22 protein-coding genes are annotated in these 24,733 nt (G+C 42.8%); 14 read left to right on the top strand and 8 right to left on the bottom strand.

Going from position 1 to position 24,733, the window contains the following annotated elements; translation table 11 throughout:
* Positions 1–4: 4 nt before the first annotated feature.
* The gene (locus AB9N12_RS18240; protein WP_369893519.1) at positions 5–508 is read right to left on the bottom strand and encodes an RNA polymerase sigma factor; all 504 of its coding nucleotides are present in this window, start codon (positions 506–508) and stop codon (positions 5–7) included.
* Between the two features lie 319 nt (positions 509–827).
* On the opposite strand from AB9N12_RS18240, the gene AB9N12_RS18235 reads away from it, so the two are divergent.
* Positions 828–1,325 carry a DUF4251 domain-containing protein gene (locus tag AB9N12_RS18235; RefSeq protein ID WP_369893518.1) on the top strand — a complete coding sequence of 166 codons (498 nt, stop codon included), beginning with the start codon at positions 828–830 and terminating at the stop codon, positions 1,323–1,325.
* 7 nt (positions 1,326–1,332) lie between these two features.
* Here the strand turns inward: AB9N12_RS18235 and AB9N12_RS18230 are convergent, their stop codons facing one another.
* A complete protein-coding gene (locus AB9N12_RS18230; protein ID WP_369893517.1) occupies positions 1,333–1,956 on the bottom strand; it encodes a trimeric intracellular cation channel family protein in 624 nt (207 codons plus the stop codon).
* Positions 1,957–2,048: 92 nt separating this feature from the next.
* On the opposite strand from AB9N12_RS18230, the gene wecB reads away from it, so the two are divergent.
* From wecB to AB9N12_RS18210, 4 genes are all read left to right on the top strand, one after another.
* Positions 2,049–3,137, top strand: coding sequence for a non-hydrolyzing UDP-N-acetylglucosamine 2-epimerase (gene wecB / locus AB9N12_RS18225; protein WP_369893516.1), 1,089 nt, complete (start codon positions 2,049–2,051; stop codon positions 3,135–3,137).
* Positions 3,138–3,412: 275 nt separating this feature from the next.
* Positions 3,413–5,989, top strand: a complete 2,577-nt coding sequence (locus tag AB9N12_RS18220; protein WP_369893515.1) for a DUF5686 family protein — start codon at positions 3,413–3,415, stop codon at positions 5,987–5,989.
* A 4-nt stretch (positions 5,990–5,993) separates the two neighbouring features.
* Complete coding sequence (locus tag AB9N12_RS18215; RefSeq protein WP_369893514.1) at positions 5,994–7,265, top strand: replication-associated recombination protein A; 1,272 nt, start codon at positions 5,994–5,996, stop codon at positions 7,263–7,265.
* 100 nt (positions 7,266–7,365) lie between these two features.
* A complete protein-coding gene (locus AB9N12_RS18210) occupies positions 7,366–8,322 on the top strand; it encodes a D-2-hydroxyacid dehydrogenase (protein ID WP_369893513.1) in 957 nt (318 codons plus the stop codon).
* 151 nt (positions 8,323–8,473) lie between these two features.
* On the opposite strand, the gene cydB is transcribed toward AB9N12_RS18210, so the two are convergent.
* From cydB to AB9N12_RS18195, 3 genes are all read right to left on the bottom strand, one after another.
* On the bottom strand, positions 8,474–9,616 hold the full coding sequence (gene cydB, locus AB9N12_RS18205) for a cytochrome d ubiquinol oxidase subunit II (protein ID WP_369893512.1): 1,143 nt from the start codon (positions 9,614–9,616) through the stop codon (positions 8,474–8,476).
* Between the two features lie 70 nt (positions 9,617–9,686).
* Positions 9,687–11,231: a cytochrome ubiquinol oxidase subunit I gene (locus tag AB9N12_RS18200; RefSeq protein ID WP_369893511.1), complete on the bottom strand. Its 1,545-nt coding sequence runs from the start codon at positions 11,229–11,231 to the stop codon at positions 9,687–9,689.
* Positions 11,232–11,251: 20 nt separating this feature from the next.
* Positions 11,252–11,488 (bottom strand): DUF4492 domain-containing protein, encoded by a 237-nt coding sequence (locus AB9N12_RS18195; RefSeq protein ID WP_004300334.1) that lies wholly within the window; start codon positions 11,486–11,488, stop codon positions 11,252–11,254.
* Positions 11,489–11,705: 217 nt separating this feature from the next.
* On the opposite strand from AB9N12_RS18195, the gene AB9N12_RS18190 reads away from it, so the two are divergent.
* Genes AB9N12_RS18190 through AB9N12_RS18165 form a run of 6 tightly spaced genes read left to right on the top strand, consistent with a single transcriptional unit; the run spans position 11,706 to position 18,231 of the window.
* Positions 11,706–13,103 (top strand): TolC family protein, encoded by a 1,398-nt coding sequence (locus AB9N12_RS18190; RefSeq protein WP_369893510.1) that lies wholly within the window; start codon positions 11,706–11,708, stop codon positions 13,101–13,103.
* 16 nt (positions 13,104–13,119) lie between these two features.
* Positions 13,120–14,340, top strand: a complete 1,221-nt coding sequence (locus tag AB9N12_RS18185; protein ID WP_369893509.1) for an efflux RND transporter periplasmic adaptor subunit — start codon at positions 13,120–13,122, stop codon at positions 14,338–14,340.
* A 13-nt stretch (positions 14,341–14,353) separates the two neighbouring features.
* Positions 14,354–15,100 (top strand): ABC transporter ATP-binding protein, encoded by a 747-nt coding sequence (locus tag AB9N12_RS18180; RefSeq protein WP_369893575.1) that lies wholly within the window; start codon positions 14,354–14,356, stop codon positions 15,098–15,100.
* Positions 15,101–15,158: 58 nt separating this feature from the next.
* Positions 15,159–16,379, top strand: coding sequence for an ABC transporter permease (locus AB9N12_RS18175; RefSeq protein WP_369893508.1), 1,221 nt, complete (start codon positions 15,159–15,161; stop codon positions 16,377–16,379).
* A 49-nt stretch (positions 16,380–16,428) separates the two neighbouring features.
* Positions 16,429–17,490, top strand: coding sequence for a sensor histidine kinase (locus AB9N12_RS18170; protein WP_369893507.1), 1,062 nt, complete (start codon positions 16,429–16,431; stop codon positions 17,488–17,490).
* Positions 17,491–17,532: 42 nt separating this feature from the next.
* Positions 17,533–18,231 carry a LytR/AlgR family response regulator transcription factor gene (locus tag AB9N12_RS18165; protein ID WP_369893506.1) on the top strand — a complete coding sequence of 233 codons (699 nt, stop codon included), beginning with the start codon at positions 17,533–17,535 and terminating at the stop codon, positions 18,229–18,231.
* 268 nt (positions 18,232–18,499) lie between these two features.
* Here AB9N12_RS18165 and AB9N12_RS18160 read toward each other — a convergent pair whose 3' ends face one another.
* Positions 18,500–19,483, bottom strand: a complete 984-nt coding sequence (locus tag AB9N12_RS18160) for a transposase (protein WP_369893505.1) — start codon at positions 19,481–19,483, stop codon at positions 18,500–18,502.
* The gene (locus AB9N12_RS18155) at positions 19,449–19,835 is read right to left on the bottom strand and encodes a hypothetical protein (RefSeq protein ID WP_369888972.1); all 387 of its coding nucleotides are present in this window, start codon (positions 19,833–19,835) and stop codon (positions 19,449–19,451) included. The genes AB9N12_RS18160 and AB9N12_RS18155 overlap by 35 nt, the downstream gene beginning before the upstream one ends.
* Positions 19,836–20,139: 304 nt before the next feature.
* Between AB9N12_RS18155 and AB9N12_RS18150 the strand changes: the two genes are divergently transcribed.
* Complete coding sequence (locus tag AB9N12_RS18150; RefSeq protein WP_369888915.1) at positions 20,140–20,292, top strand: hypothetical protein; 153 nt, start codon at positions 20,140–20,142, stop codon at positions 20,290–20,292.
* 163 nt (positions 20,293–20,455) lie between these two features.
* Here the strand turns inward: AB9N12_RS18150 and AB9N12_RS18145 are convergent, their stop codons facing one another.
* Entirely contained in the window at positions 20,456–21,706 is a 1,251-nt protein-coding gene (locus AB9N12_RS18145) for an ATP-binding protein (protein ID WP_369888914.1), read from the bottom strand.
* A 399-nt stretch (positions 21,707–22,105) separates the two neighbouring features.
* Here AB9N12_RS18145 and AB9N12_RS18140 point away from each other — a divergent pair, with 399 nt between their 5' ends.
* Complete coding sequence (locus AB9N12_RS18140; protein WP_369888913.1) at positions 22,106–22,558, top strand: Arm DNA-binding domain-containing protein; 453 nt, start codon at positions 22,106–22,108, stop codon at positions 22,556–22,558.
* Positions 22,559–22,651: 93 nt separating this feature from the next.
* On the top strand, positions 22,652–23,896 hold the full coding sequence (locus tag AB9N12_RS18135; RefSeq protein WP_369888912.1) for an ATP-binding protein: 1,245 nt from the start codon (positions 22,652–22,654) through the stop codon (positions 23,894–23,896).
* The last annotated feature ends 837 nt before the right edge of the window (positions 23,897–24,733 follow it).

Below are 24,733 nucleotides of genomic sequence, written 5' to 3'. Positions count from 1 at the left end.
GCATCTATACAAAATCTTTCAATTCCTGCTGCAAACGTTGACGCGTGAAGAATATACGGCTCTTCACTGTACCTAACGGCAATCCCAATTTTTCCGCAATCTCGCGGTATTTGAAACCAGATACGTGCATAGAGAAAGGAATCTTATACTCCCGGGGAAGTGCGTTGACAATACGATGCATCTCTTTCAGATCGTAAGTACCTTCCGTACTTTCAAATCCTGAATCTTGCGGTAAGTTTAAGTGATAATAATTATCGGTTGTATCTACAAAGATTTGATCGCGTACTATTTTGCGGTAGTTATTAATAAAGATGTTGCGCATAATTGTGTACATCCATCCTTTGAAATTTGTGTCCGAGACATATTTCTCCTCATTAACTAATGCTTTTAAAGATGTTTCCTGCAACAAATCATTTGCTTCTTCACGGTTGGCCGTTAATTTATAAGCAAAGCGAAACAACTCCTCCTGTACTCCAATTAATTCTTCTCTGAAACTTAAACTCTTCATACTTTACTGGTTTTATGGTTAATATTTCGTTTTTCTCAACCTTTGCAAGTTTAGCGTTATTTTGTGTAGCCAACAGGGGATAATTCGTCATTTTTTAGGGGTAATTCTATCAAATAATAGATTTTAGGTGCTTTCTGATAGTTTTCAGGTGATGATGGATGAAAAAACATCCTCTATCTTTTGGTTAAAAGACACCAATAGGGCTAAACCTATAAATAACAGAGATTTCTGTTTAATTTATATAAAAAGTGACAGAAGTATCCCAGTCTTTTCGTATATTTGATCATTATACATATATATCAACCTAAATACCACTGATATGAAAACGAAGAAACAAATATTTATGCTGTTACTGGCTTTACTGCTAGGCGCCTCTACCCTTTCGGCTCAAAGTAAAAAGGAAAAGAAGGAACAGAAAAAAGAAGCGGTAAAGAAACTGATCGAATCGGAAAACTACAAGATAGATGTCAACACTGCCATGCCGATGCGCGGACGCTCTATTCCTTTGATGTCTTCCTACTCACTGGAAATCAGAAATGATTCGGTTATCTCTTATTTACCTTATTACGGACGGGCTTATAGCATCCCCTATGGCGGAGGTAACGGACTTGATTTCAAGGCGATTCTCAAAGAATATAATGTGGAAACAGATAAGAAAGGGAATATCATTGTTAAATTTATCGTACGTAATTCTGAAGACAGGTATGAATTCAGGGCCAAAGTATTCCCTAACGGTTCGGCAAGTATCGATGTCAATATGCAAAACCGCCAGTCCATCAGTTTTCTGGGAGAACTGGATATAAAGGAGGAAAAGTAATGCCTTCTTATTCTTTCAGCTCTTCGCTACCTTTTAATATAGGTAGGCAGATGTGGTATTTGACAGCTAAGATGCGGGTTAGGAATACCGCTAGTCCGCCAATCAACTGACAGGCGTATGATTCCAATCCTGCAACGTCACAAATCCAGTATGCAATACCGCCAACAACACAAGCCATTGCATAAATTTCCTTTCGGAAGATAAGAGGTATTTCATTGATAAAAACGTCACGAATCACCCCACCGGCTGCTCCTGTAATACTACCCATAATAATCGCCACCCAAAAAGGATAGCCCAAAGCAATACTCTTGCCTGCCCCTACTACGGTAAACAATGCCAGCCCGATAGTATCAAAAATAAAGAAAGTATTATTGAGCCGGATGAGCGAACGTCCGAAACAGATTACCCACAACAAAGCCAGTCCCGTACAAATCAGATATATGGGATCGGTCATCCATCCCGGTGTCACATCGAGCAGGACATCACGGATAGTACCGCCACCGATAGCCGTAGCAAGTCCTACCACATAAGCTCCGAACCAGTCGAAACGTTTCGCCGAGGCTAGCCGGATACCACTAATAGCAAAGGCAAATGTGCCTATAAAATCAAGAATTTGAACGAATGTGGGCATATATTTGTTATTTTGTGTGCAAAGTAACAAATAAATTCCGTAAGAAAACGTACTTTTGCTTCACGAATTAAACCGAATAAGATAGAAACAAGATGAAAATAACAATTGTTGCGGGGGCACGCCCCAATTTTATGAAGATAGCTCCCATCACACGCGCTATTGAAGCCGCACGGATGCAAGGTAAAAGTATCTCTTACCGACTGGTATATACAGGAAAGAAAGAAGATGCAAGTCTGGATGCTTCTCTCTTTTCGGACCTTGATATGAAAGCTCCCGATGTCTATCTGGGAGTGGAAAGCAGTAATCCAACGAATTTGACAGCCGGAATCATGATAGCCTTCGAACAGGAGCTGACGGAAAACCCGGCACACGTGGTTCTCGTGGTAGACGATCTGACTGCCACCATGAGCTGTGCCATCGTAGCCAAGAAACAAGGAATCAAGGTAGCGCATCTCGTAGCCGGCACCCGTTCTTTCGACATGAAGATGCCGAAAGAGGTCAACCGTATGATTACAGACGGAATATCCGACTATCTGTTTACTGCCGGCATGGTTGCCAACCGCAATCTGAACCAAACAGGAACGGAAAGTGAAAATGTATATTATGTAGGTAACATTCTCATAGATACCGTTCGTTACAACCGGAACCGTTTGCTCAAACCGATATGGTTCTCCGTACTGGGACTGCAAGAGGGAAATTATCTCCTGCTCACCCTCAACCGCCGTGTATTGTTAAACAACAAAGAGAATCTGCGTCAGCTGCTGAAAACAATCATTGAAAAATCTGCCGGCATGCCTATCGTAGCACCACTACATACATACGTACGAAATGCCATCAAAGAATCAGGCATCGAAGCTCCGAACCTCCACATAATGCCTCCGCAAAATTACTTGTTCTTCGGCTATCTGATAAGCAAGGCGAAAGGAATCATTACGGATTCGGGCAATGTGGCCGAAGAAGCGACCTTTATGGGTATTCCATGTATCACGCTTAACACATATTCCGAACATCCGGAGACATGGCGTATGGGAACCAACGAACTTGTCGGGGAAGACCCCGTCCTGCTTGCCAAAGTAATGGATACCCTGATGCAAGGTGAATGGAAACGAGGTGAGCTTCCCGAGCGTTGGGACGGACGGACAGCAGAACGTATCGTGCAGATATTGACTGATAAAAAATAGTATTGCTATAGAGATACCTTTCGTCTTCCGGCACGTTACTTTCCATTTCATGCCGGAATACTTTATTTATCCCGTAAGGGGAACGACAGTTTCCTATAGAGAAACAATCGTGATCTACGCGGGAAACCAATTTATCGAAAGGTGAATTGCTCTCTATTCCCTTTCATCGACAGACAACCCAGGCTTGTAAACAACCAAAAACGATGGGTAAAAAAAGTTATATATTCTGTTATCCTTAGAGTTATTTGTTAACTTTGCACGTTACTACGTACATTATGAAACAACGATATAGCAAAATATTTATACTGTTCTTACTCGTATTGGCTGCTTCAAATGCTTTTGCGCAGCAAATAAAAGGGGTAGTCACTGATTCTGTTACCCACGAGCCATTGATGTATATCTCTGTTTTCTATCAGGAAAAGAGGGATATGGGTACCATCACCAATATTAACGGAGAATATAGCCTTGATGCCCGAAGAAACGGAGGAACTCTTGTGTTTTCCGCTGTAGGTTATATCAGTCAAACGGTTCGGGTCGGTTCCAATAATCAGACGGTAAACGTTAAGCTGGCTCCGGATAATGTGGTCCTGAATGAAATTGTCGTGAAACCTCAAAAGGAGAAATACTCCCGTAAAAACAACCCGGCAGTCGAATTCATGAAGAAAGTAATCGAACACAAAAGGGCACAAGTCCTTGAAGTGAATGAATACTATCAGTACGACAAGTACGAGAAAATGAAGATGTCTATCAACGACCTCACGCCGGAAAAACTGGAAAAGGGAATCTACAAGAAATATTCATTCCTAAAAGATCGGGTGGAAGTGTCGGAAACAACCCATAAATTGATTCTACCGATTTCCGTACAGGAGACGGCTTCACAAACCATCTATCGCAAAAATCCCGAAAACAAGAAAACGATCATCAAAGGCAAGAATTCCAATGGTATAGAAGAATTCTTCTCCACAGGAGAGATGCTCGGCACTGTACTGAAAGACGTATTTGCTGATATCAATATCTACGACGATGAGATCCGATTGCTCCAACAGCGCTTCGTGAGCCCTATCGGTAATAATGCCATCTCATTCTATAAATATTATCTGATGGACACGTTGATGGTGAACAAACGCGAATGTATACACCTCACATTTGTTCCGCAAAACTCGCAGGATTTCGGATTCACCGGACATCTTTACGTATTGAACGACTCTACTTATGCCGTTCAGAAATGCACGATGAACCTGCCTAAAAAGACAGGTGTAAACTTCGTCAACCGCATGGACATCGTCCAACAATATGAACAACTTCCTAACGGCAACTGGGTGTTGGCGGATGATGACATGACTGTAGACTTGTCCTGGAACTCCAACAAGACAGCAAGTGGACTGCAGGTGGAACGAACCACGAAATATAGTAATTATAAGTTCGACCCTATCGAACAACGCCTGTTCCGGTTGAAAGGCAGCGTGATCAAAGAAGCGGATATGCTTTCGAAAAGCGATGAGTATTGGGCAAATGTCCGTCAAGTACCGCTGACAAAGAAAGAAAGCTCGATGGATGTATTCGTCAACCGCCTCGAACAGATACCGGGATTCAAGTACATCATCTTTGGAGCGAAAGCGCTGATCGAAAACTTTGTGGAAACAGGAAGTAAGGGCCATCCGAGCAAAGTGGATATCGGCCCTATCAACACCATGATTTCAAGCAACTACATTGATGGTACACGTTTCCGGCTGAGCGGCATGACAACGGCTCATTTCAACAAGCACTGGTTCTTGAAGGGATATGGGGCTTACGGCCTGAAAGACGAACGGTGGAAATATAGCGGTACGGTGACTTATTCATTCAACAAACGCGATTATGTAGTTTGGGAATTCCCGAAACATTATCTTTCGGCTACGTACAGCTATGACGTAATGTCTCCGATGGATAAATTCCTGTTCACGGATAAAGATAACATCTTCCTGTCAGTAAAAACAACCACAGTAGACCAAATGTCATACATGCGCGACGCCACCATTAATTATGAGCTCGAAACACTGACAGGATTCGGAGTGAAAGCCATGCTGCGCCACCGTAACGACGAGCCTGCCGGCAAACTGGAATATCTGCGTAATGATGCCGCACAAACCCGTGTACATGATATCACGACTTCGGAAGCAAGCTTGACGCTGCGTTATGCTCCGGGCGAATCATTTGTCAACTCCAAACAACGCCGCGTACCCGTATCCCTGGATGCCCCTATCTTTACGTTGACTCATGCCATGGGTTTCAAAGGAGTACTAGGCGGAGATTACAGTTTTAACCGTACGGAAGCAAGTGTGTGGAAACGTTTCTGGCTTCCCTCTTCCTGGGGAAAGATTGATTGCAGCTTGAAAGCAGGCGCTGAATGGAACACGGTTCCTTTCCCATTGCTGATCTTGCCGGAAGCTAATTTATCCTACATCACCCAGCGCGAAACGTTCAACTTGATTAATAACATGGAATTCCTGAACGACCGTTACGCTTCCCTATCACTATCTTATGATATGAATGGAAAACTATTCAACCGTATTCCTCTCATCAAGAGCTTGAAATGGAGGGAAATGTTCCGTTTCCGTGCTTTGTGGGGAACATTGACGGATAAGAATAATCCGTTTAAGAGCAACAATCCCGATCTGTTCCGTTTCCCGACACGCGACGGTAAGTTCACCAGTTTCGTAATGGACCCGAAAGTGCCGTATATCGAAGGAAGTGTAGGTATCTACAACATTTTCAAGTTGCTGCACATTGAATATGTACATCGTTTCACTTACCGTGACAATCCGGGTATCAACAAAAACGGTATTCGTTTCATGGTATTAATGGTATTCTAACATTATGCAACCTTTAGCAGAACGGTTACGGCCTCAAACTTTGGATGAATATATCGGTCAGAAACATTTAGTGGGACCGGGAGCCATCTTGCGGAAAATGATTGACGCAGGACGCATCTCTTCCTTTATTCTCTGGGGACCTCCCGGAGTAGGTAAAACGACTTTGGCACGAATTATTGCCAACAAACTGGAGACACCTTTCTATACATTGAGCGCTGTGACTTCCGGTGTAAAGGATGTACGTGAAGTGATAGACCGTGCCAAGAGCAATCGTTTCTTTTCGCAATCCAGCCCGATTCTGTTTATCGATGAAATCCATCGGTTCAGCAAGTCACAGCAGGATTCACTGTTGGGTGCGGTAGAGAATGGAACAGTCACACTGATTGGTGCAACAACGGAAAACCCGTCGTTCGAAGTCATCCGCCCTCTCCTGTCCCGTTGCCAGCTTTATGTACTCAAATCCTTGGAAAAGGAAGATCTGCTGGAACTCCTGCAACGTGCCATCACTGCAGATGCCGTACTGAAGGAACGAAAAATTGAGTTGAAAGAAACAACAGCCATGCTACGCTTCTCCGGTGGCGATGCCCGTAAACTACTGAATATATTGGAACTTGTCGTACAATCGGAGGCGGAGGAAACTGTTGTCATCACCGATGAAATGGTGACCGAACGTTTACAACAAAATCCACTGGCGTATGACAAAGATGGGGAGATGCATTATGACATTATCTCAGCCTTCATTAAGTCTATCCGCGGCAGTGATCCTGACGGAGCAATCTACTGGCTGGCGCGTATGGTGGAAGGAGGCGAAGATCCTGCTTTTATCGCCCGCCGGCTCGTGATTTCAGCTTCCGAGGATATTGGTTTGGCGAACCCCAATGCATTGCTTCTCGCCAATGCGTGCTTTGATACATTAATGAAAATCGGCTGGCCCGAAGGACGGATTCCTTTGGCTGAAACAACGATTTATCTGGCTACCAGTCCTAAAAGTAATTCGGCATACAGTGCAATTAACAATGCATTAGAGTTAGTCAGGGCAACCGGTAATCTGCCTGTCCCCTTGCATCTGCGCAATGCTCCGACCCAACTGATGAAACAGTTGGGATACGGACAGGAATATAAATATGCGCACAACTATGAGGGTAACTTTGTCAAACAACAGTTTCTTCCGGATGAGCTGAAAGACAAACGGATATGGCAACCGCAAAACAATCCGGCAGAACAGAAGCATGCCGAGAGAATGATACAGTTGTGGGGAGACAAATTTAAGAAATAAGAAACAAGTATAAAGTATATACATAAATACTCAAATCACTGACAGCCACAATTGTAAGACTAAAAAAACATTGATACTTAATACTAAATACTTTAAATATATGAAGATTGTAGTTTTAGATGGCTATGCCGCCAATCCCGGAGATTTATCCTGGGAAGGTATGAAAGTGCTTGGAGAATGTACTATTTATGATCGTACAACTCCGGAAGAGGTATTAGAACGTGCAGCCGGTGCAGAAGCAATTCTGACTAACAAAGTAATCATCAATGCAGACCACATGGCTGCACTGCCCGAATTGAAATATATAGGTGTGTTGGCTACCGGATACAACGTGGTAGATACAGCTGCTGCAAAAGAACGGGGAATCGTTGTTACCAATATTCCTTCATACAGCACCGCTTCCGTTGCTCAAATGGTATTTGCGCATATCCTGAACATCACTCAACAAGTGCAACATCACTCTGAAGAAGTGCATAAAGGTCGTTGGACCAACAATAAGGATTTCTGTTTTTGGAATACTCCGTTGATGGAACTGCGGGAAAAGAAAATCGGTCTGGTAGGACTGGGACATACCGGATATACCACAGCGCGTGTTGCAATCGGTTTCGGCATGCAAGTGTATGCATTGACTTCTAAATCTCACTTCCAGCTGCCACCGGAAATCAAGAAGGTGGATTTGGATCAGTTGTTCAGCGAATGTGATATTATCAGTTTGCACTGCCCGCTTACTCCGGAAACACGCGAAATGGTAAATGCACGCCGTCTCTCTATGATGAAGCCGACAGCTATCTTAATCAATACCGGTCGCGGACCACTTATCAACGAACAAGACCTTGCAGACGCTTTAAACAGTGGTAAGATTTATGCAGCCGGAGTAGATGTACTTTCCACCGAACCGCCTTGTGCCAACAATCCGTTGCTAACTGCAAAGAACTGCTACATCACTCCGCACATTGCCTGGGCAACCATCGAGGCTCGTGAACGTCTGATGAATATTGCAATCAGTAACCTTCAGGCTTACATTGCCGGAAAACCTGAGAATATAGTCAATAAATAAAAAGCGCTCTAAAAAGGTTTATACATCAAAAACTCCCCTCATTTAACTTCTCTATCATGACATAGCGAATTAAATAAGGGGAGTTTATTTGTTCCTGCAAGAATCTCAATGTTGAAATTCCATACGGACAACAGATGAGTCGGACAAAGTTTTAATATGAGTGTCCTCCTTCATCCATTTCTTTCTCGGTAATCTTATGACAATCGATACTACGCCAAGCATAGAAAATATAGGCAATTACAAACGGAACAAGAACCGAGACATACGCCATTGTCTTTAGTGTAAATTCACTGGAACAGCTATTGGCTAAAGTCAACGAACTTTGCGGGTCTGTATATGACGGATAATAAGCAGTATTGTTGTACCCTGCTACCAGCAATAAAGATAAAACTGTCAGTACTGTACCGATTCCCGTAAACCAGATTCCTTTGTCAAACGTTTTTTTAAGCAATGTCTTTCCTATGCCGAAAAGAACCAGTACCACACCCATCAGGAATAAAGCCAGCACCACCGGCATTTCGATAAAGTTAGTGAGATACTTATATGGTTGCATATAGATTTCCTGTGTATCCGGATTGACGGCAAAGCCATCGGATACCAATGTACGAATGACAAATGCCAAAAAGAATACAAGGAACAAAACCGTATTATTACGTGCTGCACGACGACATTTATCGGTCAACTCTTCATCATCAATATTGTTAATGAAATAAAGAGATCCCAACACACGTGCAAGGAAGAAGACAGCCAATCCAAGAATTACATTCCAAATGTTGGTCAGCGCATCCAATCCGTGCCACCCATTTCCCCAATGACTGATTACCGGCATAATAGTTTCTGTCATATTGGCCTTATTGATGTAGAAATCGGAACCGGTAAAGAATGTTGCCACTGCCCCACCCAGTAACACAGGACCTACCACTCCATTAATCACCAAAAAAGTCTGATATGTCTTTTTGCCTAACAGATTTCCGGCTTTACTCTGAAACTCATAACTGACAGCCTGCAATACAAAACTGAAAAGTATAATCATCCAAAGCCAATATGCACCACCGAAACTGGTACTATAAAACAACGGAAAAGAAGCAAAGAAAGCTCCTCCAAACGTAACCAATGTGGTAAACGTAAACTCCCACTTACGTCCGGTAGAATTCACCATCATCTTACGATGCTCTTCGTTTTTACCCAGACAGAACAACAATGAATTACCACCTTGTACAAACAATAAAAACACGAGTATGGCCCCTAACAAGGAAACGACAAGCCACCAATATTGTTGTAAAAATATATACATATAGCTAAAATATTAAGTAATAAGAAATAAGTCTTAAGTGATAAGTATTAAGTATTAGAATACTTAACACTTAAAATGGTCCTTTTTTAATAGCCTTTACCATAATCCCGACACCTGCAATCAGCATCACTGTAAACAGGAACAGGAAGATAAAGAAAGTCGTTTGTACAGAACTTACATCCAGTTTGGAGATGGCAGCCATTGTTGGCAGCATATCACGGATCGCCCACGGTTGACGGCCACACTCGGCAACCACCCATCCGGCTTGTCCGGCGATGTATCCCAAAGGAATCGTCAGCAGAGCAATCCAGTGCATCCAACGCATCCGGCTCAAATCTTTCTTATAGATAAAGAAGAGAACAAGAATAAAGAACAAGATGAAATATCCGCCCAAGATGACCATTATACGGAATGCATAGAAGTTCAGAGGAACATTCGGAACCAGTTGGTTCACATCTTTAATATACCCGTAACCGAAGTATGGAATATTTTCCTGCAAGACTTTATATGCAACTTGAGCGTCTTCCTCGTGTCCGGCACTCTTTGCTGCACGATAGGCAGCCAATGCAGTGATAGCCTTTTTTCCACGTTCTATCTTCTCGGCGGCAGAGAGAGCCGTTGATCCGTCTTTCTGTTGATAGCCCCCCTCGATGATATTCTTGATACCCGGAACGTACCCGTCCACATCACGTTCTGCAAGGAAAGAAAGCATGCTGGGGATTTCCAAACGGAAGAGGAAAGGAGCTTTCCCATCATCGTAAGTCTTCTTTTCAGGGTTCAACACTCCGATTCCAACCAGGCCTACATGGGTACCACCTTCATACAAGCCTTCCACAGCAGCCAGTTTCATCGGCTGTGTCTGAGCTATCTGATAACCGGAACCGTCACCTGTCCAAGCTGAAAGTAACGACGCCACTAATCCGAAAATCGCACCAATCTTAATGCTGGCAAGTGCAAACTCACGATTGCGTTTCTTCAACAGATACCAACAGCTGACACCGACAACAAAAACGCCGCCCAACACCCAGCCAGACAATACCGTATGGAAGAATTTATTGACCGCTACGGGTGACGTAGCCACTGCCCAAAAATCTACCATCTCATTACGAACCGTATCAGGATTGAATTCCATGCCCACCGGGTGCTGCATCCACGCATTGGCAACGAGAATCCACCAAGCGGAAATCGTAGCCCCCAATCCTGTCAGCCAAGTGGAAGCCAAGTGGAAACGTTTGCTTACTTTTCCCCATCCAAAGAACATGACAGCGATAAATGTGGCCTCCATAAAGAATGCCAAAATTCCTTCAATAGCCAGCGGAGCACCGAAGATATCCCCTACAAACCACGAATAATTGCTCCAGTTCGTACCGAACTCAAACTCCAGAATCAAACCGGTTGCCACCCCAATGGCAAAGTTAATCCCAAAGAGTTTCATCCAAAACTGGGCAGCCTTTTTCCAAAAATCATTGCCTGTTTTATAATACAATGTCTCCATAATGCCCATCACCACTGCCAGTCCCAGTGTAAGAGGAACAAAAATCCAGTGGTACATGGCTGTCATCGCAAATTGGGCTCTCGACCAATCGATCAGTGAGGTGTCAATACTTTCAATCATAATCCTATGTAGTTTAAAAGTTAAAAATCTGTGGATTTACCGGGGATAGCACGTTCTATCAGTTCATTTCCCACGTATGTTCCCTTGTCATCATCCGTAGGATGATCACGGAGGAAATCAGGGAAAAAGAACATTTTGAGGATGAAGAACATGACGAATAATTTCAGCAGAATGATTACCCAAAGGGTACGTCCCAAGGTCATACTACGGAAGCCCTCCAAATAGAAGTTCCAGATCGTAAGTAGTGTATTCTTCATATATTGACGTTATAATTTGTAATGAGTACAAATATACATTTTTTATAATTAAAACAAGCAACTAGTCAAAAAAGTTGTGTGATTTATTATGTTTTTCTTCAAAAAACAACCTATCGACAGAAAAAAATCATTTAACGATGAAAACATGTTATCCGTCTATCGTTTTTGCGTCATATATAATATGTACATACCTTCGCATCAGTAAATCAATAGAAGTATGAATATGATCAATGTAAGAAGATTGACAGTGATGACGTTTCTTGGAGCAGGTATGCTGTCCGACATATCCGCTCAAGTTACTCCACAGCAAGTCGGTACGCAGAAAGAAACGAAAATTCCGGCTCAATGGGATTTGCAGTCATGCATCGACTACGCAAAAGAACAGAACATCACGATTCGCAAGAACCGGATCACTGCGGCCGGCACGCAAATTGATGTGAAGACAGCTAAGGCTGCCTTGTTTCCCAGTCTTTCATTCTCTACCGGCCAGCAGGTGGTGAACCGTCCGTATCAGGAGACGAGTAGCAGGGTGAGCGGCAGCGAAATTATCAGTAGTAACAGTAAAACAAGCTACAATGGCAATTATGGACTGAATGCGTCGTGGACTCTCTATAATGGTAATAAAAGGCTGAAAACCATCCAACAGGAAAAGTTGAACAACCGGGTTGCCGAACTGGATGTGGCAACTTCCGAAAATAACATTCAGGAGTCTATCGCCCGGATTTATATCCAAATTCTTTATGCAGCTGAGTCTGTCAAGGTAAACAAAAACACGTTGCAAGTCTCCATTGCACAGCGTGACCGCGGACAGGCACTTCTGAACGCCGGAAGTATCGCTCAAAGTGACTTCGCCCAACTGGAAGCACAGGTGAGCAATGACCGATACCAACTTGTTACAGCGCAAGCCACTCTTGAAGATTACAAATTACAACTGAAACAACTGCTCGAACTGGATGGAGAGAATGAAATGAACATCTATCTCCCCGCCTTGTCCGATGAAAATATACTGGCTCCGTTGCCTGCCAAGAAAGATGTGTACATCAGCGCGTTGAGTCTTCGTCCGGAGATTGAAGCAAGCAAACTTAATGTAGAAGCTTCCAACCTGGGAATCGATATTGCCAAATCGAGTTATTTTCCCACGATCAGCCTTAGTGCTGGAATCGGCACCAACCATACCAGTGGCAGCGACTTCACTTTCGGAGAGCAAGTGAAAAACGGATGGAACAATTCTATCGGATTGTCTGTCAGTATACCTATCTTCAACAACCGTCAAACAAAAAGTGCCGTACAGAAAGCGAAATTACAATACGAAACGAGTATGTTATCTTTGCTGGACGAACAAAAAAAACTGTATAAGACCATTGAAGGACTCTGGCTGGATGCCAACAGCGCACAACAACGTTATGCGGCAGCAAATGAGAAACTAAAGAGTACACAAATCAGCTATGAGTTGATCAGCGAACAGTTCAATCTGGGAATGAAGAATACCGTAGAGCTCCTTACAGAAAAGAACAACTTGCTGCAAGCACAGCAGGAACAACTCCAAGCTAAATATATGACCATACTGAATATGCAGCTGCTGAAGTTCTATCAGGGAGATCAATTAGCAATTTAAAAAACAGAATAAACGAATGAAAACAAAAAAGATTATCTTAATCGCTGTGGCAATCGTTGTGGTAGCAGGTGCAGGAATCCGTTTCTTTGCAGGCTCACCTTCCAAGCATAAAGTCACCTATGCCACTGCCAACGTCAGCAAAGGCGATATTTCAAGTTCGGTGACTGCTACCGGAACCATCGAACCGGTGACGGAAGTAGAAGTCGGTACGCAAGTTTCCGGTATCATCGACAAGATTTACGTAGATTATAACTCGGTAGTAACCAAGGGACAGTTGATTGCCGAAATGGACCGTGCCACATTGCAAAGTGAACTGGCATCACAACAGGCAACTTACGACGGTGCAAAAGCCGAATATGAATATCAGAAAAAAAATTATGAACGTAGCAAAGGCTTGCATGAAAAATCACTGATTAGTGATACGGATTTCGAACAGGCTCTCTATAACTATCAGAAAGCGAAAAGTAGCTATGACAGCAGTAAAGCATCACTCACAAAAGCGGAACGTAACCTGTCTTATGCAACCATCACCTCACCGATTGACGGAGTAGTCATCAGCCGTGATGTGGAAGCAGGACAAACCGTTGCTTCCGGATTCGAGACCCCGACATTGTTCACCATTGCTGCCGACCTGACACAGATGCAAGTGGTAGCCGATGTGGACGAAGCCGATATAGGCGGTGTAGCAGAAGGCCAGCGTGCCAGCTTCACGGTAGATGCTTACCCGAATGACGTATTCGAAGGGGTAGTTACACAGATTCGTTTGGGAGACACCAGCAGTACGAGCAGCACGAGCACCAACACTACCGTGGTTACTTATGAAGTTGTCATCTCCGCCCCCAACCCTGAGCTGAAATTAAAACCTCGTTTGACAGCCAACGTCACAATCTATATTCTTGATAAAAAGAATGTGTTGTCCGTTCCGAACAGGGCATTACGGTTCACACCGGAAAAGCCGTTAATCGGTAATAATGACATCGTGAAAGACTCCGAAGGAGAACATAAACTCTGGACCCGTGAAGGAACCACATTCACCGCTCATCCGGTAGAAATAGGAATCAGTAACGGCATATCCACAGAGATTATCAGCGGTATTTCCGAGGGAACAAAGGTAGTGACCGAAGCTACCGTAGGAACAATACCCGGTGAAAATATGGCTGCAGAAGGAGATCGGGGAAGTGGTGGAGAAAGAAGTCCGTTCATGCCCGGCCCTCCGGGAAGTAAGAAGAAAAAATAGTACATTATTTATGATGAAAAAAGTAATTGAAATACAAAATATCAAACGCAACTTTCAGGTAGGCGACGAAACGGTCCATGCATTGCGTGGCGTCTCGTTCAATATCAATGAAGGAGAGTTTGTCACTATCATGGGAACTTCCGGTTCAGGAAAATCCACGCTCCTCAATATATTAGGTTGCCTGGATACCCCGACCAGTGGAGAGTATTTGCTCGACGATATTCCCGTACGTACGATGAGCAAGTCTCAACGTGCGATACTAAGAAACCGGAAGATCGGCTTCGTGTTCCAAAATTACAACCTGTTGCCTAAAACGACAGCAGTGGAAAATGTGGAACTACCGCTTATGTACAACTCTGCCGTCAGTGCTGCCGAACGTCGCCACCGTGCCATCGAATCTTTACAGGCCGTAGGATTGGGGGACCGTCTGGAACATAAATCCAACCAGATGTCCGGCGGACAAATGCAACGCGTTGCCATTGCACGCGCATTGGTCAACAATCCGGCAGTGATTCTTGCCGATGAAGCGACCGGAAACCTTGACAGCCGTACCTCTTTCGAGATACTTGTCTTGTTTCAAAAGCTCCATGCCGAGGGACGAACGATTATCTTTGTGACACATAATCCTGAACTTTCGCAATATAGCAGCCGGAATATCCGCCTGCGTGACGGTCATGTGATAGAAGACACGACCAATCCGAAGATTCTTTCGGCTGCCGAAGCACTGGCTGCTTTGCCGAAAAACGACGAGGATTCATAAATCGAGTTTCGGATATGCTGTTTTTCTGCACGAATAATTCAGTTAATAATTATCAATTATGAATGGAACAAATTTATTTAAGATAGCTCTCCGTGCATTGGCGAACAATAAGCTGCGTGCTTTTCTAACTATGCTCGGTATCATTATTGGCGTAGCTTCCGTCATCACGATGCTGGCTATCGGACAAGGTTCGAAGAAAAGTATCCGGCAGCAGATTTCCGAGATGGGTTCGAACATGATTATGATTCATCCGGGAGCCGATATGCGTGGAGGTGTCCGGCAGGACCCGTCTGCCATGCAGACTCTGAAGCTTTCCGACTACAAAGCCTTACGCGACGAGACAAGTTTCCTGTCCGCCATCAGTCCCAATGTTTCAGCATCGGGGCAACTCATTGCCGGCAACAACAACTACCCGGCTTCTGTGAACGGTGTCGGAACAGAATACCTCGACATCCGACAACTGACTATTGAAAACGGAGAGATGTTTACAGAAGCCGACATACAGAGTTCAGCCAAAGTGTGTGTAATCGGAAAGACAATAGTAGACAATCTTTTTCCGGATGGAAGTGATCCGGTAGGTAAGATTATTCGTTTCAACAAAATACCGCTTCGTGTGGTAGGCGTGCTCAAAGCCAAAGGCTACAACTCTATGGGACAAGATCAGGATGCAGTAGTGCTTGCGCCATACAGCACGGTAATGAAACGACTACTTGCCGTTACGTATCTGCAAGGAGTGTTTGCTTCTGCCCTTACCGAAGACATGACGGAGTACGCTACTGACGAAATCAGTACAATCCTCCGTCGCAACCATAAACTGAAAGCTTCGGATAACGATGATTTCACCATCCGTACCCAGCAGGAATTGAGTACGATGCTCAACTCAACCACCGACTTGATGACAACCTTGCTGGCTTGCATTGCAGGTATTTCACTGGTGGTGGGTGGTATCGGAATTATGAATATTATGTATGTATCTGTTACGGAGCGTACCCGTGAAATCGGCCTGCGTATGTCCGTCGGTGCACGTGGAGTCGATATTCTAAACCAATTCCTCATCGAGGCCATCATGATTAGTATCACGGGAGGTATCATCGGAGTGATTATCGGTTGCGGTTCCAGCTGGATTGTCAAGAGCGTGGCACATTGGCCCATCTATATCCAGCCGTGGAGTGTATTCCTCTCCTTCGCAGTATGCACCGTTACGGGAGTCTTCTTCGGATGGTATCCGGCTAAGAAAGCAGCAGATTTGGATCCGATAGAAGCCATCAGATACGAATAATTGATTGACAACAGTCGGTTTGTCAATCAAAAAAATTATCTTTGTCTTTATGAAACAACCCTTTACATCTGCACGTCGTCCCCTGGAGATACTGATACACGTTATCAGCTGGGGGATTATGTTCGGTTTCCCGTTCTTTTTCGTCGAACGTGAGAACGGGAACATTAACTGGCTGGCCTATACGCGCCATCTTGCCGTCCCCCTTTCGTTCATGATTGCGTTCTATGTGAATTATTTCATTCTTGTCCCACGCTATCTGTTTCAGAGTCAGGCTAAAAGATATATCATCTACAACATAATCTTTTTATGCATCATCGGCATTCTGTTACATTTCTGGCAAAGCTTGACATTCGATCCGTCATGTACACCCAAAGCCAAAAGACCGGGTATGCCTCCGGGATGGTTGTTCTTCCTTAGAGATATGTTGAGCCTCGTATTCACTATCGGACTAAGCGCCGCTATTCGTATGAGTGCACGATGGGCACAGAACGAAGCTGCTCGCAAGGAGGCGGAACGAAGCCGTGCGGAAGCGGAACTGAAGAATCTGCGGAATCAGCTGAACCCTCACTTTCTGCTGAATACGCTGAATAATATCTATGCACTGATTGCATTTGATTCGGACAAGGCGCAACAAGCAATTCAAGAGTTGAGCAAACTGCTTCGTTACGTGTTATATGATAACCAGCAGACATACGTTCCTCTTTGTAAGGAGGTTGATTTTATCCGTAATTACATCGAATTGATGCGTATCCGCCTATCAGCCCATGTACAGGTGATTACTAAATTCGATATCCGTCCGGACAGCCAGACACTGATAGCCCCGCTTATCTTCATCTCGTTAATAGAGAACGCCTTCAAACATGGCATCTCTCCTACTGAATCGAGTTTCATCCGTATTCATCTTTCGGAAAATGACAGAGAGGTGATTTGCGAAATCCACAACAGTAATCATCCAAAGACAGTAGAGGATAAAAGTGGCTCGGGAGTGGGACTGGAACAAGTCAGCCGCCGGTTGGAGATTCTTTATCCCGAGGCTTATACTTGGTCGAAAGGCATCTCAAAAGATGAAAAAGTATATGAATCGCGATTAAGTATCAAGATCAGAGAGTAAATTTCAGGAGATTGAATTATAAAAACTTTAGATATAAAAGTTATGGTATTACGTTGTGCAATGATTGACGATGAGCCACTAGCTCTTAGTTTGTTAGAGAGTTACGTGAATAAAACTCCGTTCCTGCAACTCGTTGGAAAGTACTCCAGTGCGGTTCAGGCAATGAAAGAATTGCCGGGCGAAGAGGTCGATCTCCTGTTTCTGGACATCCAGATGCCGGAGCTTAATGGTTTGGAATTCTCAAAAATGGTAAATCCGCACACCCGCATTGTATTTACTACTGCTTTCGGACAATATGCCATTGACGGTTATCGTGTCAATGCACTCGATTACCTGCTGAAACCGATCTCGTACATCGATTTCCTGCAAGCCGCCAACAAGGCCGTTCAATGGTTCGAACTTGTACAGAAGCCGGAAAAGATAGACAGTATCTTTGTGAAAAGTGACTACAAGCTGGTACAAGTGGACTTGAAGAAAATCATGTATATCGAAGGACTGAAAGATTATATTAAAATATATACAGAAGACACTTCCAAACCCATTCTATCACTGATGAGTATGAAAGCAATGGAGGAACTCTTACCTTCCAGTCATTTCATACGCGTGCACCGCTCATTCATTGTACAAAAAGATAAGATACGCATAATCGACCGCGGACGTATTGTTTTTGACAAGACATATATTCCTATCAGCGATAGTTACAAGCAAGCTTTTCAGACTTTTCTTGACGAAAGGAGCTGATGATTCATAAATTTGTCGACAAAAAAGTAAATTTTGTCGATTATAGTTTGTCAAAAACCGTTTTATATCTACCTTTGCAAAACAAAAAGGAATTGTGAAATTCCAAGAATAGAATAGTTTAGTTAAGTCTAGTTTAGTTTTTGTGTTGAATGGCTTCCTCGTCGGCGGACGAACAAGGAAGCCATTTTTACATACTATAAACCTGCTATATAGCTATTTTTGGGTCACCGGTAAAGTCTTGTGGGGTCATCGATAAAATCCTGTGGTTTTATGCATAAATTTTAGTTAGTCTATACAAGAAAAAGGGTATGTCTATAACCCCTCTAAGTTGTGCTCTGAACTGTTTAACTTTCGCATTAAATGATTCTGCAGCAGCATTTGATGCCCTATTAATATAGAAGTTTAGTATCTGCTCACTTCTGTCATATAATGTAGCAGCTATTGTGTTAAACGATTCAAATCCAGATTGTTCTACTTCTTGATACCACTTCGCTAAATTGGTTCTTGCTCCTGCCTTTATCGATCGTTTATTAAAAATCATTCTTAAAGAATGACTAAGTGAATATGCCCGTTTAATATCCGGATATTCTCTGAATAAGACTGTAGCTCTGAGCTTCTGTGCTTCAGTCCATTTTTCAGCAGATTTGAAAAGCAGATACCGGCTCCTTGCCAATAATTCCTTGCGTGTATCACCATTCTCAAAGGTAAAAGGGGTATATTTCTTTTTCAGACCTTTAGCTTCCTGCCTGACATCAGTCTCTTCTTGTATAGCTTCCCAACGGTGTCCGATTCTAATTTCCTGTACAGCATCACACGCCAGCTTTTGAATATGGAAGCGATCTATCACACGGATAGCCGAGGTGAAACATCTGCGAACGATCTTGCGCATACTTTCTGACAAATCAAGAGTGACCTCCCGCACCATCCGAAGTGCTTCTTCAGGGATTTGTTCTAGCACAGCTATGACATCGTCAGCCTTGGTACCCTTGACAATAGCCACGATAGCACCTTTACCACCGTGTGCCTCTCTGTTGATGATTATAGTATATAACTCACCATTAGAAAGGGAAGTTTCATCAATACTCAAGTACGGTCCCAGGTTCTCGGAAAACAGCAGCCAGTTTGCGGCATGGGACAGTTGATCCCACATGCAGTAGTCACTTAGATACTCTTTATATTGCCGCTCAAACTGATCACCGTCAATATGATAATAACGTTCAAGAGAGCGGGCCGTAATCGGGTATTTCTCCAAGCAATCCTTTTAAAAAAGACGCGAATTCTTTTGAATGTCGCGTTCCCTGAGCGGTAAGCTCAAAAGTGTTACAGATGATAGAACCAGTTTCCTTGTCGAGCCATTTACGACGCCGTACACATAAGCTTACCTTACGGTCACGGATAGGAAAATCACGAATATAAACCGGAGGAAGAAAACCTTTGGACTCTAAAGAGTGAACCCTAGAGGACAAGGGAGGAAGATTTTGCTCATCTAAATGAATGGTTAACATTTCAGCGGTGTTCTCTATTTTAACAATATCAAAACACTCCAACAGGTCAGCTGGGAGTATGAAGCGAGCAAGAACTAAAAGAGTATCGTAACTAGTCATAAGAGTTTTTTGAAGGCAAAGATAAGAATTGGAGAGAAGAAGACCACATGATTTTACCGGTGAACCGTAAATTTTCTAACAATAACGAGTTGGCATATGCAAATGAGTAATTGCACTCGTTTCATATACCAGTTTTATTGTGGATTTTCCATTCTGCAACCTAAAATTCATCCATTTAGACATAAGATGGCGCATAGTAACAACCCTGTGTAATCTCTCAAAAATCTATAGTTTTGCAGAAAGAAACGAATACAATGGGAAAGAACCCTTACATAGAGTTGGCAGAATGCCTGTTCTAGAAGAAATGGTTAAGTATTTCAAAAGTGTAAAAGTAGAGAAAACCGCACATACCCTTGATGTCACGTTAAAGGAACGAGATAATGGCTTTGACGGATATCCGGCAGAGGGTCTTCGTCCCAACGGCTTCTATGAAGAAAGTGCAGTCAAGGATTCCTAACAGGGGACATAAGATGACGTTCCATATAAAGCGCTTTTAATTCCGTCAACAGGTGAACAAAAATTTCCTTCTATACTTTTCCATTTCTTGAGTATTCCTTTCTGATTTTCCTCCTCAAGAGCCTACAACGCTTTCGATTTCTGTTTCGTCATTTCCAAGAATACTAAAGTTCCAAAGAATTCTCTTTCAGCAAGAAATCAAAAATACTCATCGTTGTAATTCCCTGTTCATCCCGTGTCACCGGACACTCCTCACCAAGAACTATAATCTTCTTGAAAGAATCTTCCACCTTTAATAACGAAGCCCGTTCCTGCTTTATTTTTTCTTCGGACTCCATTCTATACGCAGATTGAATGTAGTACCTACGGCTTCCCAAATTGCAGACGAAGTCCACTTCTAAATTGGCACGTTGTGGCTTTCCTTCCTCATTCTTTGTGTAAGTGGGCACTGTACCGACATCCACATTGAAGCCCCGTACACGCATCTCATTGTAGATAAGATTTTCCATCAGATGACTTTTCTCATATTGTCGAAAGTTGATACGAGCATTGCGCAGCCCTAAGTCCATGAAATAATATTTATAGGGAGAATTAACATAGCGTTTGCCTTTTATATCGTAACGGGTAGACTTTTCCACAAGAAACGAATCACACAGATAATCAATGTAATCTTTGATGGTATCGTATGATATTATAGACTTCTTTTCGCTGCGGAAAGTGTTTGCCAGCTTGTTGGGATTGGTCAAGGCACCGATACCAGAAGCCATAATGTTGATAAGTTCCTCCAAATCATCATCCTTGCGTATATCATAGCGGTCTTTAATATCCTTGATGTAAGTCTCGTCAAACAATGTTTTTAAGAACTTTGTCTTTTGTTCTTCCGTTGTATATGACAATATTTGCGGCAATCCACCATACAGCATATATTCATTCAATCCGGCTTGAACCGAACCTTTGTATGCCGACATATATTCGCGAAAACACAAAGGATACATCTTCACCTCATATCCGCGCCCCCGAAATTCCGTAATGATGTCCTTAGATAAAAATTTGGCATTACTACCTGTAACATATACATCCACATGCCGCATCTTTAGGAAACCATTCAGCACATCCTCAAAGTGTTCAAGCATCTGCACCTCATCCAATAAAATATAGTGCATCCGGTCATCCGTAATACGGCTTTCCACGTATGAATACAAATTATCAGGATTACGCAGCCCCCTGTTCTTAAAGTCTTCAAGGTCAACCTTAATGATATGGTCAGGTGCTATTCCTTGTCCTTCAAGATAAGACACAAATATATCAAACAGCAAATACGACTTTCCACATCTGCGCATTCCTGTTATGACTTTAATCATACCGTTCCCCTGTAAGGAAACAAGTTCGTCCAAATAATGATTACGTTGTATCATCGTCGTAGTCGAAAATTATGTGATATTCATCAGAGATTTCGATTACAAAGTTAAGTCCTTTTCCTGAAATGCCAAACAACTAATCGAAAAAAAACGTTACTATACACATATTTTTAGAGTAGAAACAGTGCATTACTCAAAAAATAGTATTACCTTTGCATCAACCAAAAGCCAAAGAGTGGTGCGCAAAACACAGAAAGTATCACACTGCGAAATCGGTGGAGATTATTTGGAAGATTAAAATCCGAAACTGAATATCAGGAGATTACAAGACACAGGTGAGCCCCAGGCGGATCACTTAAAAATCAGGCAGTTATCTAAATAGGATAGCTGCTTTTTTCTTTATAAATACTACGTTTTTCACTCCAAAGTTAAACCAAGAGTTAAACCGGAAATCGTATGAGTGAAACTATAAAAGTAGTGTGTTACAAGTACAAAACTCTTAGTAATGGGGAAAGCCCATTAATGATTCGTATCTGTAAAGACGGAAAAAAGAAGTACCAAAGTCTTGGCATATCCGTTAAAGCGGAACAATGGGACTTTAAGACAAACCAGCCAAAGGATAAATGTCCGAACCGTGAAAGAATAGCCGTTCTCATAAGCGAAAAAATCAATGAGATACAGAAAACCGCTTTGGACAAGAGGATAGCAGGCAAAGACTTTACGGCTACAACTCTTATTGAATCTGCCACAAACAAAACAACCCATAAAACGGTGGGTGAATACTATCTGACCTATATCCGGAACTTGCAGAAAGAGAACAGAATCAGATATGCAGGAATGTTCGAGGTGTCCTATTCGTCTTTTATAAAGTTCAACAAGCATCTTGACATCTCAGTTTTTAGTCAATAGCATCTTCGTATTGAATAAAATATATGCTTTTTTATTCAATATAGAGGTTTAATTGAATAAAAAGAGCTATATTTGCACTCTAATAAGACGGCAATGAAAAATATAATCTTCAATCAAAAGACTGAGCGCGATGAGCTGATGGCTCGTCCGTACCAACAACGGCAAACCAAACATGATGTTGAGGAGCTTCTCACCAATCCGTTGATTAAGCTGATCACCGGGGCACGACGCGTTGGTAAATCTGTGTTTGCATTGCTAATGTTGCAGGGAAAGAACTTTGCCTACCTGAATTTCGATGATGCACAGTTGTTGGAGAATTGGAATGAGGATTTGGTGATGTCGGCTCTTGATGACATATACCCCGGATATGATTATCTACTTCTTGATGAGGTGCAGAACCTGCCCAACTGGGATATGTGGGTAAGCAAATTGTATCGTCGCGGTAAAAATTTAGTTATCACCGGAAGCAACGCAAAACTCCTGAGCAGTGAAATGACGACATCGCTGACCGGACGCTATCTGAAAATAGAAATGCTCCCTTTCAGCCTTGATGAAACAATGAGCTGGAATGACATCGACATTCATGCGCCGCGTGAGGAACAGCTTGCCAAAGCTACCGTACTCGCCGATGATTATATGCGCAACGGCGGTTATCCAGAAACCATAAAGGCGAGAGCCATTACAAAGAACTATCTTTCCACATTGTTTGACTCCATATTGTTGAAAGATGTTGCGAAGCGACATAAGGTAAGGAACACAACCGATTTGTATAACCTTGCCATATACCTACTTTCCAACTTCTGCAACCCGATTTCCTCAAACGAACTTGCGGTAGAGTTAGGACTGTCAAGTGTGGCAACCACCAAGAAATTCTGCGACTATCTTGCCGAGTCTTATCTGTTCTTCTATCTTCCACGCTTCAACAAAAAGCTGAAGCTGATGAAGAAAGCTCCGCGCAAGGTCTATGTAGTGGATAACGGATTTGTGCAGAGCACCGCATTCAATCTCAGCGAGAATCTCGGACGCCTTTTGAAAAACCAGGTGTTCGTGGAACTCATGCGCCGAGGCTATGAACCCGGCAACACATTGTTCTATTACCGCACCCGCAACGACAAGGAGATAGACTTCGTGACCCGTCGCGGCACAAAGGTCGAGCAACTGATCCAAGTATGCTACGACATGACCTCCGAGAAAACCCGCAAGCGCGAACTCGATGCCCTCGTCGAAGCCGCCGAAGAACTCCACTGCGACAACCTCCTCGTCATCACTAATGACTTAGAAGAAATGACTATATGGAGAAATAGCAGCATCAGAATAGTTTCCATCAATCAATTTTAGTCCATCCATTTACACCCAAATAAAATTACGATTATGAGTGTTTTTTATATGAACTCCCGGAAGAAAACGGATTTTTTGATGCCGTATTGACGGTGTTGAAATTGGATCCAAAATATTGAATATCCTCTTTTTTCTTTATAAAAATAACGTTTTACAGCATTTGTGTAAACCAGTGTGTAAACCGGAAAACCGAATGAGTGAAACTTATCAAACATTTTATGATTTTAATGCAACTATCCCACGGCTCTTTCCATTTAAGATAAAAATATAGCCATACTGCCCCTTATCCGGTCCAATGCGAGCCGGGTAATCCGGAGGAACCTACATCCGATTCCTATACAAAAGAATATATTTATGGTAATTATCTGCCATCTGCAACAATTTCGTTGTATCTAATTGAAATATAATGGCTTATGGCGTTGCAGATACCTGTTGCAGATAGGTTGCAGGTCAAGTATCTGCAACATATCTGTTTTAGCTCATGATGGTCTGACAACATGATAAACTACTCTTTCAATCTCACAAGTAAACTCGTATGTTTTGCTATTTTGTATTTGTTGTTACTTCAGAACCACTTTGTTTCAAGGCGCTGAACACTTTGTTTCAATACGGTGAACACTTTGTTTCAATACGGTGGAACACTTTGTTTCAATACGGTGGAACACTTTGTTTTGACTTATACTAGAAATGGTTGTCACTTTTAGAGGCTAGTTACTAAATAAGTTGTCACATTCTGTTATTCATAACTAAAACAGTTGTTAGTTTCTTCCCTTTGCTCCTAAGATAGTTGTCATACGTAAAAACAATGGACAAATCTGAGTGTGCTCGGGCTCTCGG

Origin of the sequence: Bacteroides sp. AN502(2024), assembly GCF_041227145.1 — a bacterium.
Classification (GTDB): domain Bacteria; phylum Bacteroidota; class Bacteroidia; order Bacteroidales; family Bacteroidaceae; genus Bacteroides.
The sequence above is the reverse complement of the archived record's forward strand: the minus strand, read 5'-3'. Positions and strand labels throughout refer to the sequence as shown.

Coding starts and splice junctions, on each gene's coding strand:
- AB9N12_RS18140 (WP_369888913.1), top strand. CDS start 22,106: ATGAGTGAAACTATAAAAGTAGTGTGTTACAAGTACAAAACTCTTAGT.
- AB9N12_RS18240 (WP_369893519.1), bottom strand. CDS start 508: ATGAAGAGTTTAAGTTTCAGAGAAGAATTAATTGGAGTACAGGAGGAG.
- AB9N12_RS18135 (WP_369888912.1), top strand. CDS start 22,652: ATGAAAAATATAATCTTCAATCAAAAGACTGAGCGCGATGAGCTGATG.
- AB9N12_RS18180 (WP_369893575.1), top strand. CDS start 14,354: ATGAAAAAAGTAATTGAAATACAAAATATCAAACGCAACTTTCAGGTA.
- AB9N12_RS18150 (WP_369888915.1), top strand. CDS start 20,140: ATGGTTAAGTATTTCAAAAGTGTAAAAGTAGAGAAAACCGCACATACC.
- AB9N12_RS18230 (WP_369893517.1), bottom strand. CDS start 1,956: ATGCCCACATTCGTTCAAATTCTTGATTTTATAGGCACATTTGCCTTT.
- AB9N12_RS18235 (WP_369893518.1), top strand. CDS start 828: ATGAAAACGAAGAAACAAATATTTATGCTGTTACTGGCTTTACTGCTA.
- AB9N12_RS18200 (WP_369893511.1), bottom strand. CDS start 11,231: ATGATTGAAAGTATTGACACCTCACTGATCGATTGGTCGAGAGCCCAA.
- AB9N12_RS18175 (WP_369893508.1), top strand. CDS start 15,159: ATGAATGGAACAAATTTATTTAAGATAGCTCTCCGTGCATTGGCGAAC.
- AB9N12_RS18190 (WP_369893510.1), top strand. CDS start 11,706: ATGAATATGATCAATGTAAGAAGATTGACAGTGATGACGTTTCTTGGA.
- AB9N12_RS18165 (WP_369893506.1), top strand. CDS start 17,533: ATGGTATTACGTTGTGCAATGATTGACGATGAGCCACTAGCTCTTAGT.
- AB9N12_RS18145 (WP_369888914.1), bottom strand. CDS start 21,706: ATGATACAACGTAATCATTATTTGGACGAACTTGTTTCCTTACAGGGG.
- AB9N12_RS18220 (WP_369893515.1), top strand. CDS start 3,413: ATGAAACAACGATATAGCAAAATATTTATACTGTTCTTACTCGTATTG.
- wecB (WP_369893516.1), top strand. CDS start 2,049: ATGAAAATAACAATTGTTGCGGGGGCACGCCCCAATTTTATGAAGATA.
- cydB (WP_369893512.1), bottom strand. CDS start 9,616: ATGTATATATTTTTACAACAATATTGGTGGCTTGTCGTTTCCTTGTTA.
- AB9N12_RS18185 (WP_369893509.1), top strand. CDS start 13,120: ATGAAAACAAAAAAGATTATCTTAATCGCTGTGGCAATCGTTGTGGTA.
- AB9N12_RS18210 (WP_369893513.1), top strand. CDS start 7,366: ATGAAGATTGTAGTTTTAGATGGCTATGCCGCCAATCCCGGAGATTTA.
- AB9N12_RS18155 (WP_369888972.1), bottom strand. CDS start 19,835: ATGACTAGTTACGATACTCTTTTAGTTCTTGCTCGCTTCATACTCCCA.
- AB9N12_RS18215 (WP_369893514.1), top strand. CDS start 5,994: ATGCAACCTTTAGCAGAACGGTTACGGCCTCAAACTTTGGATGAATAT.
- AB9N12_RS18170 (WP_369893507.1), top strand. CDS start 16,429: ATGAAACAACCCTTTACATCTGCACGTCGTCCCCTGGAGATACTGATA.
- AB9N12_RS18195 (WP_004300334.1), bottom strand. CDS start 11,488: ATGAAGAATACACTACTTACGATCTGGAACTTCTATTTGGAGGGCTTC.